Source organism: Streptomyces sp. NPDC007084 (assembly GCF_040703595.1).
In the GTDB taxonomy this organism is placed as follows: domain Bacteria; phylum Actinomycetota; class Actinomycetes; order Streptomycetales; family Streptomycetaceae; genus Streptomyces.
Map to the genome: position 1 here is coordinate 1 of NZ_JBEYFY010000063.1, position 13,461 is coordinate 13,461.

Below are 13,461 nucleotides of genomic sequence, written 5' to 3' on the forward strand. Positions count from 1 at the left end.
GGAAGGAACCCCGGGCGGCCCGGGGACAGAGTGGTGGATGTCCGGAGAAAGCCCGCCGGTCCCCGGCTCCGCTCAGCCCCGCGACGCGGGCACCTTCCCGGCGGGCGCCTCCGCCGGGTTCGGCGCGGGCCGCGGAGTCCGGACCAGCAGCAGCACGAGCGCCCCCGCGAGCAGCGCCGTCACCCCGGCCGCCACCGACGCCGTGTCGAGGCCCGAGGCGAACGCGGCCCGCAGCGCGTGCTCGGGGACCGTGCCCCGCAGCGCCCCCGCGCCGCCGCCCGCCAGCGTGTGCGCCGCGTCGTGCGGCAGCGTGTCCCGCATCCGGGAGACCAGGACCGTGCCGAACACGGCCACCCCGAGCGCGTATCCGAGCTGGCGGACGGTGTTCACCGCGCCGCTCGCCATCCCCGCCCGCTCCTGCGGCACCGAGGCGAGCGCGGCGCCCGCGAGCGCGGGGGCGACGAGGCCGACGCCGATCCCCACGAGCACCAGGCCCGGCACCAGCGCCGGCCACCCCGTGCCCGCGTCGAGCACCGCCTGACAGCACACCCCGGAGCCGATCAGCAGCAGCCCGCCGCCGATGGTGAGCCAGGCCGGAGCCCCGTGCAGCAGCTTGCCGGCGAGGATCGCGACCACCACCGAGGCGCCCGTCATCGGCAGCAGCGTGAGCCCGCCGTGCACCGGGCTCAGCCCCAGCACCGTCTGGAGCCAGATCGAGAGGTACGGGATGACACCGAAGGCCGCTCCGTTGAAGGCGAGCGCGCCCAGCATCACGCCGACGAAGGCGGGCTTGCGAAACAGCGCCAGGTCCAGCAGCGGCTGGGCCACCCGCCGCTCGACGAGCACGAACGCGAGCAGCGACACCGCCGCGACGGCGAAGGACCCGGCGGTCACGGCCGACGTCCAGCCGTCGGACCCGGCCCGCACCACGCCGTAGGTGGTGGCCCCCGCGAAGCAGGCGAACGCCGCCGTGCCCGCCCAGTCGATCCGCATGCCCCGGGGCCCCTTCGACTCCGGCACCACCCTCAGCGTCAGCCACACCGCGGCCACGCTCACCGGCAGGTTCACGAAGAAGATCCACCGCCAGCCGGGCCCCTCGGTCAGCAGCCCGCCCAGCACCGGACCGACCGCCGCCGCGCTGCCGCTGACCGCGCCCCACACGCCGAGCGCGGTGGACCGGTCCCGTCCCCGGTAGACCGAGCCGAGCAGCGGAAGCGTCGTCGCGAGCGTCGCCGCCGCGCCCACCCCCTGCACCACCCGGGCGGTCACCAGCATGCCCGGCCCGGTCGCGAGCCCGCACCACAGCGAGGCCGCCGCGAACAGCGCGACCCCCGCCACGTGCACCCGGCGGCGGCCCAGGATGTCGGCGGCCGACCCCACCCCCAGCAGCAGCGCGGCGAGCGCCAGCGCGTACCCGTCGATCACCCACTGCAGATCGCTCAGGGAGGCGTCCAGCCCCCTCGCCATGTCCGGCAGCGCGACGATCGCGATCGTCACGTCCAGCAACAACATGAATGTGCCCAGGCACACCGCCGTGAGCGGCCCCCACTTACGCATGTCCTCATCTCCCTGTACCAGCGCGGCCCGTACGTCCCGGTCGTTGCGTCCGGGCCGGTTGTCCGGGCCGGTTGTCCGGGTCTTCGCGTCCGGGCCGCTCGCCCCGGTCGCCCCGGTCGCCCCGGTCGTTCCGTCGTGCTCCGTACGATGGGACGGCGTCGGCCGATCACACCGGAAGGCGGCGCGATATCGGCGGAATCCGACAGGGAGAGTCCACATGTCGCTGGAATCCAACGGGCTCGACGCGCTCGACCTGCGGTTGCTGGCCGCGCTGGAGGTCAACGGACGGGCCTCCTTCAGCCGGATCGGCGAGGTGCTGGGCGCCTCCGACCAGACGATCGCCCGGCGCTACCGCAGGCTGTGCGCCGAGGCCGGACTGCGTGTCGTCGCCGTCCGGGACGCCCCGCGGCTCGGCCAGGACCACTGGATGCTCCGGCTGCGCTGCGCGCCCGACGGCATCGAGGCCATCGCCGACGCCCTGGCCAAGCGCCCCGACACTGCCTGGATCGGCCTCGCCTCCGGCGGCACCGAGGTGGTCTGCATGACCCGCCCGCGCAGCCCCGGCGACCGCGACGACCTGCTCCTCGGCAAACTCCCGCGCACCCCGAGCATCATGGAGATCCGCGCCCACCAGCTCATCCACCGCTTCTTCGGCGGACCCGACGGCTGGACCCGCAAGTTCGCCGCGCTCGGCCCCGACCAGCTCGCCGCCCTGCGCCCCGAACCGCCCGCGACGGACGGGCCCGCCGTGATCGACCCCGAGGACGAACCGCTCGTCGCCGCTCTCGAACGCGACGGCCGCGCCACCTACCCGGAGCTGCAACGCGCCACCGGCCGCTCCGAGTCGGCCGTCAAACGCCGGCTGGCCGCGCTGCTCGCCTCCGGCGCCGTGTACATCGACGTCGAGTACCACTCGGAGATCCTCGGCTACGGTCTCGCCGCCTGTCTGTGGATCACCGCCGCCCCCGCCGCCCTCCACTCCGTCGGCCGGGCCCTCGCCACGCACGCCGAGGTCGCCTTCGCCTCCGCGACGGCGGGCCCCTCCAATCTCGTGGTCACCGCCGTCCTCCCGGACACGGCCGGCCTCTACGCGTATCTGAGCGGGCCGCTCGGCGGGCTCGACGGGGTCCAGCACGTCGAGACGACGCCGTTCCTGCGCCGGGTCAAGCAGCTCACGTACACCCGGACACGCTGACCGCCCTCGGCCGCGCCGCGCCTCCGCGCCTCCGGGCCTGCGGAATTCCGGGCCTCCGGGCCTCCGGGCATCCGAGCCTCTGGGCATCCGAGCCTCTGGGCATCCGCGCCTCCGGGCCTGCGGGCCTTGTGCGGCCGGTCGCCCCTCAGTCGCGCCGGCCCCGGTGCAGCCGGTCGCCGCCCGCCAGGATGGCCGCCGCCAGCGCGTCCGCCGCCCCCTGCGCCGAGGGCCTGCGGCGCCCGTGCACCAGGACGAAGTCGACCTCGCCCAGCGTGGGCAGACCCGCCCGCTCCGGGACGCGGGCCAGCCCCGGCGGCACCAGGCCCCGGGAGTGCGCCATCACGCCGAGACCGGCGCGGGCCGCGGCGATCAGCCCGTTCAGGCTGCCGCTGGTGCAGGCGATACGCCAGGACCGGCCCTCGCGCTCCAGCGCCTCCAGCGCGAGGGCGCGGGTGATGCCCGGCGGCGGATAGACGATCAGCGGGACCGGCCGGTCCGGGTCGAGGCGCAGCCGCGGGGCGCCGATCCACACCAGGTGGTCGTGCCAGACGAGTTCGCCCTGCGGGTCCTCGGGCCGCCGCTTCGCCAGCACCAGGTCGAGCTGGCCCGCCGCCAGCCGCTCGTGCAGGGTGCCCGACAGCTCGACCGTCAGCTCCAGGTCCACCTCCGGATGGTCCGAGCGGAACCCCTCCAGGATCTCCGGCAGCCGGGTCAGCACGAAGTCCTCGGAGGCCCCGAAGCGCAGCCGCCCGCGCAGCCGGGTCCCGGTGAAGAACGCCGTGGCCTGTTCCTGCACCTCCAGGATCCGGCGCGCGAAGCCGAGCATGGCCTCGCCGTCCTCGGTGAGTTCCACGGAGTGGGTGTCCCGGGTGAACAGCTGCCGGCCCGCAGCGTCCTCCAGCCGCCGTACGTGCTGGCTGACCGTGGACTGGCGCAGCCCGAGCCGCCGGGCGGCCCGCGTGAAGCTGAGCGTCTGCGCCACCGCCAGGAACGTACGCAACTGGGACGGGTCGTACACACCCGTCAGGTTATCGCGGAACGTGATGACAGTCAGAGCGGTGTGACGGATTCCCGATCACGCCCGGGGAGGGGACGATGGGGACGGCACGACGCGCCGACCCGGCCGACGCCGAACGAGCCGTACAGACGTACAGCCGTACACCGAGCGAGCCGTACAGCCGTACACCGAGCGAGCCGTACGCCGGTACCGCTGTGCCGAACGAGCAGTACCCGACGTACCGAACGAGCAGTGGAGCACCGTGAAACGCCTGCAGCGGCCGAACTGGATGCCGATCGACCCGTACATCCTGCTGTTGCTCGGGACGGTCGGGCTCGCCGCCCTGTTCCCGGCGACCGGTACGGGGGCAGACATCGCCTCGGGGGCGTCCACGGCCGCGATCGCCTTCCTCTTCTTCCTCTACGGCGCCCGCCTGTCCACCCGCGAGGCGGTCGAGGGCGTCAAGCACTGGCGCCTGCACACCACCGTGCTGGCCTGCACCTTCGTGGTGTTCCCGCTGCTCGGCCTCGCCGCCCGCGGCCTGGTCCCGGCGCTGCTGACCCACGACCTCTACACCGGCCTGCTCTTCCTCACCCTCGTCCCCTCGACCATCCAGTCGTCCATCGCCTTCACCTCGATCGCCCGCGGCAACGTGCCCGCCGCGATCTGCGCGGGCTCCTTCTCCTCGCTCGCCGGCATCGTCATCACGCCACTGCTCGCCGCCGCCCTGCTCGGCGACAGCGGCGGCGGGTTCTCCGCCGACTCCGTCGTCAAGATCGTGCTCCAGCTCCTGGTGCCCTTTCTCGCCGGACAACTGCTGCGCCCCTGGATCGGCGCGTTCATCACCCGGCACAAGAAGGTCCTCGGCTACGTCGACCGCGGCTCGATCCTGCTCGTCGTGTACACCGCGTTCAGCGAGGGCATGGCGCAGGGCATCTGGCACCAGGTCAGCGCCGTCCGGCTGGCCGGGCTGCTGGCCGTCGAGGCGGTGCTGCTCGCCGTGATGCTCGCCCTGACCTGGTACGGCGGGAAGGCGCTGGGCTTCGGCCGGGCGGACCGGATCGCCATCCAGTTCGCCGGGTCGAAGAAGTCGCTCGCCTCCGGACTGCCCATGGCCGGCGTCCTGTTCGGCGCGCACGCCTCGCTGGCCGTGCTCCCGCTGATGCTCTTCCACCAGATGCAGCTCATGGTGTGCGCGGTGATCGCCAAGCGCCGGGCCCGCGACCCCGAGGCGCCCGGACCGGACGACGGGTCCCCTACGACCCCGGCGCCCCCAGGCGCAGCGACAGGAAACGCGGCCGGTACAGCGACACGTTCCGGCTGAGGTTCGTCTGCGCGGCACCGCCCGTCGCGTCCAGCCAGTTGACGTCGTAGCTGAGGACGAGCCGCCCGTCGCCGCCCAGCGCGGGATGCGCCTGCGGGTTGTACGCGGCCACCTCGCCCGGCGGCAGCGCCGGGCTGAAGCTCCGGGCGGGCCCGCGCCAGGGGCCGGCCGGGGCGCACGCCCAGTACGAGGTGACGGCCGTCAGGCCGGCCGCGCCCGCCGCCATCGTGAACAGGACGTACGTGCCGCCGTCCCGTACGACCGTGAACGCGCTGCCCACCCCGGTGGTCCGGCCGTTCCCGAGCACCGGCGCCGGGCGCCCGCGCACCGTCCACGCCCCGCCGTCCCAGTACTCCCAGGCCCCGGGCTCGCCGAGCCGGCCGCGCGGCACCCGTGCCACGTACGCCTTTGAGGCGGGGCGCCCGACCGCGCGGCCGTCGTCGCCGCCGAAGACGTACGTCCAGCCGCCCGCGTCGACGGCCGTGGTGCCGAACAGGACGCGCCGGGAGGCGTCCGCGACCGACCGCTGGTCCAGGACCGTGCTGATGCCTTCCAGACGCAGCCCGGGCAGCGACAGCGTGGCGACCTCGGTGGCCGCGGGCACCCCGTAGATCCACGGCGCGGAACCCGCCGTACGGGTCCACAGCAGGACCCGCAGCACCTGCTCGGCGGAGCCGGGGGAGCGGGGTTCGGCCCGGGCCGCCACCGGCCAGCGCCACTGCTGCGGGGCGGGGTCGGGGAAGAGCGGCGCGGGCAGCGTGCTCTCCAGCGTGCCGTCGGCCGCCATCACCACCCCCGCGTTGCGCACCAGGGGCGTGCTCGCGTCGCGCCAGGCGTACGACTCGCCGACCGGGTTCGGCGGTGCGAACACCGGGCCGAGGAAGGTGTCCGAGAACAGCCACAGCAGCCGGCCGTCCGGCAGCCGCACCGAGTGGGTGCCGTCGCCCCCGGTCCAGTCGTCGGTGCGGCCGGCGTCGTCGCCGTACCGGGCGAACGCGTTCGTGAGCGGCGCGTCCGCCGACCAGGACCGGACTTCGCGGGCGGCGCACGTGCCACCGCCCTCCCGGTCGTGGTCCGGGAGGGCGGTGAGCAGCACGGCGGCCGAGACCAGGGCCAGCAGCACGCCGAGCCCGGTCCCGGTCCGCCGTCGCGCTCGTGCGTCCCCGGCCACGGACGGGACGTTAGTGGCCCGCGCTCACCCGGTCCATGGGGAGCCACAGGACGGTGTCGCGGGTGAGGTGCGCCGGGGGCGGCGCGGCCAGCTCGGCATCGCTCAACGCCCTGTCGTAGACCCGCACATCGTCGATGGCGCCGGTGAAGTACGCCCGGCCGTCCACGCGTTGGCCGATGTGCACCCCGAACGGCGAGTTCCGGCTGACCGATCCGGGCACGTCCGCCGTCCCGGCCGTCGTCCCGTCCACGGACAGCGTGAGCCGGCCGCCGCCCCGGCGCAGCGCCAGATGGTGCCACCGGCCGTCGTTGTGGGCGCCGTCGGTGCGCACGGACGCCGTGGCCGGGGGCGCCGCGCCGTCGCGGGTGGTGATGAGACCGGTGATCCGGCCGGACGCCGGTTCGCCGCGCACCCACACCTGCGGCTGTGCCGTACCGGTCCCGCCCATCCACAGCAGCGGCTGCTCCCCGTCGGCCGCCGTGTACCGGAACCACAGGGAGGCCGTGAAGTCCTTTGTCCCCAGGGGCAGTCGGTCACGGTAGGGGAGTCGTACGGCGTCGTCGGTGCCGTCGAACTCCAGCGCCCCGCCGAGGACGCCCGCGCTCTCGTGGGCGCCGCCGAGGACCGCCGCCGGCCGGGCGAACGGCACGAGGTCGGCGGTCACCGGGTCCGGTCCCCGGCGCGGCCGGAGCCAGTCCTCGGTGAAGCGGGCGAAGCGGATCTCGTCGCGGGCGTCGACCGCGCCGCCCTCGTACAGCAGCCCCACCGCGTCGCCGTCGCCCCCGCCGGTGATCCGCACGAGGTCGGAGTAGCCCGACCAGTCGGTGGTCACGACCGTGCCGCGGTCCACGCTGTCCCAGGTGCGCCCGCCGTCGTAGGAGGACCGGATCATCATGGTCCGGCGGCGGTCCGGGTCGCCGGGGCACGCCAGCAGGAGCCGGTCGCCGATCCGCAGCACGGAGCCCTGCACCTGGGGCGCGTAGAGGTCGGGCAGGGCGCGGAAGGGCGACACGAAGCCGTCGCCGCCGTCCCGGCTCACCGCCTGGGTGCGGTGCCCGAGGTCGGTGCCGTCCTGCTCGCGCCCGCTGACCAGGACCGATCCGTCGGCCCGCTCGGCGAGCGTCATCTCGGACGGCTTCTGCCGGAAGGTCCCGTCGTCGGCGACCGGCCAGGAGTCCCGCGCCCCGATGGTCCAGTGGTCGCCGCCGTCGTCGCTGGTGACAAGCGCCGCGTGGTTGGCGGTCACCCGACTGCCGTTCCACGTCTCGGTGTTGACGGCGAAGACGAGCCGTCCGGCGTGCCGTCCCCGGCTGAGCTGGATGCCGTGCACCGGGCCGGTGGCGTACCAGGAGTTCCAGTTGGCGGGCAGGATCTCGTCGCTCAGGTCGCGCGGCCGGGACCAGGTGCGGCCGTCGTCGTCGCTGTACTGGAGGTGCGGGGTGCGGTCGCAGGGCACGGCGCAGCTCGCGCTGTCGGTGCGGCCGGTGTTGTACGTCTCGGCGAGCAGGACCCGGCCGGTCCTGCGGTCGACGACCGGGGTGGGGTTGCCGTGTGTGTCGCCGCCCCCGTCGTTGACGACCTGAAGGGCACTCCAGGTGCGTCCGCCGTCCTCGGAACGCTTGACCACGATGTCGATGTCCGCCGCGTCACCGCAGTTCAGGACCCGCCCCTCGGCGAACGCCAGCAGCGTCCCCGCGGTGGTCCGCACGACGGACGGGATGCGGAAACAGGCGTAACCGGGGTCCTGGGAGGCCTTGAAGAGCACCTGTTGCTCGAAGGCGCCGGGGGCCGCGGCGTGGGCGGTGACCGGGAGGGTGAGCGGGGTGACGGCGGTGGTGGCGAGCAGAGTGGTGAGGAGGACACCGGTGCGCGTGCGCGTGCGGATGCGGGTGCGTGTGCGGTGGCGCCGGGGGCGGGCGGAGGCGGAAATGGTGGCGGAGGTGGTGGCGGCCGTCCGGCCTGGGCGGGCGGTGAGGACGGATCTCAGACGGGTGCGGAGGCGTAACGGCATGGTGCGACCTGCCCTTCGTGCGGCGGGGCAATCCGGATGCTCTGGACATCCCACGTCCAACGTTCGCGCCGCAGACGCTACTTGGGCCCTCACGCACCCCACAAGAAGCGTGCACCGGTCGTGTTCACGCCAGACTTTCGGGTGCGCGGACGGTGGGATGGCGGGCCCGTGGAGCGTCGGGCGCAAGATCACTTTGCCCCGGGCCGTCCGGGTCGTGCCGGAGGCGGGGAGGGTGCGCGTGTCGGTTCGGGGTTGGTGTGGAGGGTGCGCGTGTGGTTCGGGGCCGGTGGGGAGGGTGCGCGTGTGGTCCGGGGCCGGTGGGGCGGGCGCGTGTGGGGGCCCGCGATCGGCGGGGAGGGTGGGACGGGCGTGACCATAAGGGCTGTCGAGACCGGCACGGCTGTCGAGACCGGCGTGACCGGCATAAGTTTCCGCGCGTCCCGGCGTGGCGGGCGTAAGCGGCGTGCCCGGCGGTGGGAGCCACGGGTACGACCGCCACGACTGCCGCCCCCGTCGAGCCGCCGCCCGCGTCCCGCCGCCCCTCGCTCCGCCTTCCGCCGCCCGCCCGCCGCCCCGGCCTCCGCGCCACGCCGGGCGGCCTCGGCGAGAGCAGTTCACGGGCTTGTTGATCCGGATTTCCGGTACGGATGGCTGATGCGGGCTAACGTTCCGTCATGACCGCACCCGAAGCCGAACCCCGCCTCGCCCTCGATCCGGCCCGCACCGCCCTGGTGCTGGTGGATCTGATGGAGCGCATCGTGGCGCTGCCGCTCGCCCCCCACAAGGGAACCGAAGTCCTCGCCACCGCCGAGGAGTTGGCGGCGGCCTTCCGGAAGGCCGGGGCCCTCGTCGTGCTCGTCAGGGTCGAGCGGTCCGGAGTGGCCGAGCAGCCGCCCGGCAGCGGACTCGTCGCCGGGCTCGCCGCGGAGGGGGACGTGGAGATCGTGAAGCGGACCATCGGCGGCTTCCAGGGCACCGGCCTGGACGAGAAGCTGCGCCAACACGACATCTCCACCCTGGTGTTCGGCGGGATCGCCACCAACCTCGGCGTCGAGTCGACCGCCCGCGCCGCCGGCGACCTCGGCTACGACCTGGTCTTCGTCGAGGACGCGATGGCCGCGTTCACCGCGCCGGAGCACGACGCGTCCGTCCGGCTGGACTTCCCCCGCCTCGGCACGGTCGTCACGGCGGCGGAGGTCCGCTTCACGGAGCGGTGACCGGTGACCGGTGACTGATGACCGGCCGACGGTGAGCGGTCACCGGTGGGCGGCGGACCGGCGTGCGGGGGAACTGGCCGCGTACGAGGACTGTCCGCTTCCTCGGGGCCCGCTCAGCGCTCAGCCCTGGGCCCCGCTCAGCCCCTGGGCCCCGGTCAGCCCTGGGCCCCCTCAGCCCTGGGCCCGCTCAGCCCGGGCCCCGCTCAGCCCCGGGGCCCGCTCAGCCCTGCTGCGCGGCGGCCCGCAGGGCGATCCGGTGCTCGCCCGCGTACACGTTCATGTTGGCGCCGCGCAGGAAACCGACCAGGGTCAGGCCGGTCTCCGCGGCCAGGTCCACCGCCAGCGACGACGGGGCCGAGACCGCCGCGAGCACCGGAATGCCCGCCATCACCGCTTTCTGCGCCAGCTCGAAGGAGGCCCGGCCGGAGACCAGCAGGACCGTCCGGGAGAGCGGCAGCGTGCCGTTCTGCAGGGCGCGTCCGACCAGCTTGTCGACCGCGTTGTGCCGGCCCACGTCCTCGCGGACGTCGACCAGCTCGCCGTCCTCGGTGAACAGCGCCGCCGCGTGCAGGCCCCCGGTCCGGTCGAAGACCTGCTGGGAGGCGCGCAGCCGGTCGGGGAGGCCGGCGAGCAGCTCGGGCTCCAGCCGCAGTGGGGGAGCGGTGTCGCCCGCCGTGTCGTCCACCGGCCAGCGGGCGGTGGTGCGGACGGCGTCGAGGCTCGCCTTGCCGCACAGGCCGCAGGAGGACGTCGTGTACACATTGCGTTCGAGTGTGATGTCGGGGATGACGACACCGGGCGCGGTCCGGACGTCGACGACGTTGTAGCTGTTGGAGCCGTCCACGGTGGCGCCCGCGCAGTACACGATGTTCCGCAGCTCCCCGGCCGCGCCCAGCACGCCCTCGCTGACCAGGAAGCCCGCCGCGAGCGCGAAGTCGTCGCCCGGGGTCCGCATCGTGATCGCCAGCGGCTTGCCGTTGAGGCGGATCTCCAGCGGCTCCTCCGCGACCAGGGTGTCGGGGCGGGTGCTCACGGCCTCGCCCCGGATGCGTATGACCTTGCGTCGTTCCGTGACTCGTCCCATGTCCCGATCAGTCCCGGTTCTGTCCGTGCGGCCGGCCGGAGAGGCCCATCCCGCGGCGGTTGCCGCGCGGGTCGCCGGTCCGTCGTGTGGACCGGATGACCGTCAGACCGCCCATTGTCCCGCACGCACGGAGCGGACCGCATGCCGCGTCCGGTACGAGCCGGCACGGGGCGGACGCGGGCCGCCCGCGGCGCGTACGGTACGGCGGCACATGTGTTCCGGCGGGTGAGTGTTCGGGCGTCCGAGAGTCTGACAGAAGCCGACAAGCCTGGCGCCCAGATCCTGTGGCATCACCTGCCGTCGTACCCGTGAGTACCTGATCAGACTGGTGGATCCCGCTACCCAAGGCAACGAGGGGGACCACTCATGAACGGCTCACGGATCGCCGCCGTCGGCCATTACCAGCCCGCCAAAGTACTCACCAACGAGGACCTGGCGGGCCTGGTCGACACCAGTGACGAGTGGATCACGAGCCGGGTCGGCATCCGGACGCGGCACATCGCCGGGCCCGACGAGCCCGTGGACGAGCTGGCCGCGCACGCCGCCGCCAAGGCCCTCGCCGCCGCCGGGCTGACGCCGGGCGACATCGACCTGGTGCTCGTCGCCACGTCCACCGCCGTGGACCGCTCCCCGAACATGGCCGCCCGGGTCGCCGCCCGCCTCGGCATCCCCTCGCCCGCCGCGATGGACGTCAACGTCGTCTGCGCCGGTTTCACGCACGCCCTGGCCGCCGGCGACCACGCCGTACGGGCCGGGGCCGCGACCCGGGCGCTGGTCATCGGCGCCGACAAGATGTCCGACGTGACGGACTGGACCGACCGCACGACCTGCGTCCTCGTCGGGGACGGCGCGGGCGCCGCCGTGGTCGAGGCCTGTCCGCCGGGCGAGGAGCCCGGCATCGGCCCGGTGCTGTGGGGCTCGGTGCCCGAGATGGGGCACGCGGTCCGGATCGAGGGCACCCCCGCCCGCTTCGCCCAGGAGGGCCAGAGCGTCTACCGCTGGGCGACCACCCAGCTCCCGCCGATCGCCCGGAAGGCCTGCGAACGCGCCGGCCTCACCCCCGAGGACCTCGCCGGCGTCGTCCTGCACCAGGCCAACCTGCGGATCATCGAGCCGCTCGCCCAGAAGATCGGCGCGGTCAACGCCGTCGTCGCGCGGGACGTCGTGGAGTCCGGGAACACCTCGGCCGCGAGCATCCCGCTCGCCTTCTCCAAACTGGTCGAGCGCGGACAGCTCTCCAGCGGCGATCCCGTCCTGCTGTTCGGCTTCGGCGGCAATCTGTCGTACGCGGGGCAGGTCGTCCGCTGCCCCTGAGCGCGCCCTCGTCATCCCGCCGAGACCGAAGGCCCCCTCCGCGACTGAACGTCATCCTCCGCGACTGAACGGCTCCCTTTGTCCACGGAGTGGAGAAAGTAGGGGCGGATTCCCGCGCAACTTCTTCCCCCTTCCGGCAGCCGCTGCTACGTTCCCCTCGAAAGCAGGCCGGTGCGGGCGACCGGAACCTGACGGACGCAGGCCGGTGGGGCGGGGAGGGGCTCGTGAGACGGATGACGGCACGACCCGCGAACGCCCATCAGGCCCGGCTGCTGCGGCTGTTGCGTGACGGCGGCCCCAACTCCCGCGCCCAGCTCGGCGATCAGATCGACCTGTCACGGTCGAAACTGGCCGTCGAGGTGGACCGGCTCCTGGAGACCGGACTCGTCGTCGCGGACGGCCTCGCCGCCTCCCGGGGCGGCCGGCGCTCCCACAACATCCGGCTCGCGCCCGCTCTGCGCTTCCTCGGCGTCGACATCGGCGCGACCTCGGTCGACGTGGCCGTGACCAACGCCGAACTGGAGATCCTCGGACACATCAACCAGCCCATGGACGTCCGCGAGGGACCGGTCGCCGTCTTCGAGCAAGTCCTGGACATGGCCGCCAAGTTGAGGGCCCAGGGATTTGCGGAAGGTTTCGACGGCGCCGGCATCGGCGTCCCGGGACCCGTCCGCTTCCCCGAGGGCGTACCGGTCGCCCCGCCGATCATGCCCGGCTGGGACGGCTTCCCGGTCCGCGAGGCACTCAGCCAGGAACTCGGCTGCCCGGTCATGGTCGACAACGACGTGAACCTGATGGCGATGGGGGAGCAGCACGCGGGCGTCGCCCGCTCCGTGGCCGACTTCCTCTGCGTCAAGATCGGCACCGGCATCGGCTGCGGCATCGTCGTCGGCGGGGAGGTCCACCGCGGCGCGACGGGCAGCGCCGGCGACATCGGGCACATCCAGGCCGTGCCGGACGGGCGCCCCTGCGCCTGCGGCAACCGGGGCTGTCTGGAAGCCCACTTCAGCGGCGCGGCCCTCGCCCGCGACGCGCTGGCCGCCGCCCACCAGGGACTGTCGGCCGAACTCGCCGCCCGGCTGGAGGCGAACGGCGGCCTCAGCGCCGTCGACGTCGCCGCCGCCGCCGCGGCGGGCGACGCCACCGCGCTCGACCTGATCCGCGAGGGCGGCAACCGCACCGGTCAGGTCATCGCCGCACTCGTCAGCTTCTTCAATCCGGGCCTGGTGGTGATCGGCGGCGGGGTGACGGGCCTCGGCCACACCCTGCTCGCCGCGATCCGCACCCAGGTCTACCGCCAGTCGCTCCCGCTCGCGACCGGCAACCTGCCCATCGTGCTGGGGGAGTTGGGCCCGACCGCCGGAGTCATCGGCGGAGCCCGGCTGATCAGCGACCACCTGTTCTCACCCGCGTAACCCGCGCACCGCATCGCACGGCACGTCACCGGACCACACGGCACGTCACCGCACCGCACGTCACCGCACGGCATCACGGCCCACACCGGCACCACGCCCGGCCCCGCCGTGCCCAAGAACAGCTCGCCCCGCACGCGCACCACCCGGCAACCGGCCCGCACGCCTGCCAAGGGGAA

Annotated in this window: 11 protein-coding genes; 6 read left to right on the forward strand and 5 right to left on the reverse strand. The window is 74.1% G+C overall.

From position 1 onward, the window contains the following. Positions 1-72: 72 nt before the first annotated feature. Positions 73-1,557 (reverse strand): MFS transporter, encoded by a 1,485-nt coding sequence (locus AB0912_RS30930; RefSeq protein WP_366705687.1) that lies wholly within the window; start codon positions 1,555-1,557, stop codon positions 73-75. Positions 1,558-1,774: 217 nt separating this feature from the next. Here AB0912_RS30930 and AB0912_RS30935 point away from each other — a divergent pair, with 217 nt between their 5' ends. Further along, complete coding sequence (locus AB0912_RS30935) at positions 1,775-2,752, forward strand: Lrp/AsnC family transcriptional regulator (RefSeq protein ID WP_366705689.1); 978 nt, start codon at positions 1,775-1,777, stop codon at positions 2,750-2,752. Between the two features lie 145 nt (positions 2,753-2,897). On the opposite strand, the gene AB0912_RS30940 is transcribed toward AB0912_RS30935, so the two are convergent. Further along, entirely contained in the window at positions 2,898-3,770 is an 873-nt protein-coding gene (locus AB0912_RS30940; protein ID WP_366705691.1) for a LysR substrate-binding domain-containing protein, read from the reverse strand. A 77-nt stretch (positions 3,771-3,847) separates the two neighbouring features. Here AB0912_RS30940 and AB0912_RS30945 point away from each other — a divergent pair, with 77 nt between their 5' ends. Both AB0912_RS30945 and AB0912_RS30950 read left to right on the forward strand, forming a co-directional pair. Beyond that, positions 3,848-4,015: a hypothetical protein gene (locus AB0912_RS30945; protein ID WP_366705693.1), complete on the forward strand. Its 168-nt coding sequence runs from the start codon at positions 3,848-3,850 to the stop codon at positions 4,013-4,015. Next, positions 4,012-5,073: a bile acid:sodium symporter family protein gene (locus AB0912_RS30950; RefSeq protein ID WP_366705695.1), complete on the forward strand. Its 1,062-nt coding sequence runs from the start codon at positions 4,012-4,014 to the stop codon at positions 5,071-5,073. Before AB0912_RS30945 ends, AB0912_RS30950 begins: the two co-directional genes overlap by 4 nt. Here AB0912_RS30950 and AB0912_RS30955 read toward each other — a convergent pair. Together AB0912_RS30955 and AB0912_RS30960 are read right to left on the reverse strand one after the other, a co-directional pair. Next, positions 5,006-6,244 carry a hypothetical protein gene (locus AB0912_RS30955; RefSeq protein ID WP_366705697.1) on the reverse strand — a complete coding sequence of 413 codons (1,239 nt, stop codon included), beginning with the start codon at positions 6,242-6,244 and terminating at the stop codon, positions 5,006-5,008. The two genes, AB0912_RS30950 and AB0912_RS30955, sit on opposite strands and share 68 nt — an antisense overlap. 10 nt (positions 6,245-6,254) lie before the next feature. Continuing rightward, positions 6,255-8,255, reverse strand: coding sequence for a sialidase family protein (locus AB0912_RS30960; RefSeq protein WP_366705699.1), 2,001 nt, complete (start codon positions 8,253-8,255; stop codon positions 6,255-6,257). Positions 8,256-8,929: 674 nt separating this feature from the next. Between AB0912_RS30960 and AB0912_RS30965 the strand changes: the two genes are divergently transcribed. After that, complete coding sequence (locus AB0912_RS30965) at positions 8,930-9,472, forward strand: isochorismatase family protein (protein WP_366705701.1); 543 nt, start codon at positions 8,930-8,932, stop codon at positions 9,470-9,472. A gap of 220 nt (positions 9,473-9,692) precedes the next feature. Here the strand turns inward: AB0912_RS30965 and fdhD are convergent, their stop codons facing one another. Next, the gene (gene fdhD / locus AB0912_RS30970; RefSeq protein ID WP_366705703.1) at positions 9,693-10,556 is read right to left on the reverse strand and encodes a formate dehydrogenase accessory sulfurtransferase FdhD; all 864 of its coding nucleotides are present in this window, start codon (positions 10,554-10,556) and stop codon (positions 9,693-9,695) included. 366 nt (positions 10,557-10,922) lie between these two features. Between fdhD and AB0912_RS30975 the strand changes: the two genes are divergently transcribed. Both AB0912_RS30975 and AB0912_RS30980 read left to right on the forward strand, forming a co-directional pair. Continuing rightward, positions 10,923-11,870, forward strand: coding sequence for a beta-ketoacyl-ACP synthase III (locus AB0912_RS30975; protein WP_366705705.1), 948 nt, complete (start codon positions 10,923-10,925; stop codon positions 11,868-11,870). A gap of 233 nt (positions 11,871-12,103) precedes the next feature. Next, positions 12,104-13,285 (forward strand): ROK family transcriptional regulator, encoded by a 1,182-nt coding sequence (locus AB0912_RS30980; RefSeq protein WP_366705707.1) that lies wholly within the window; start codon positions 12,104-12,106, stop codon positions 13,283-13,285. Positions 13,286-13,461 lie beyond the last annotated feature (176 nt).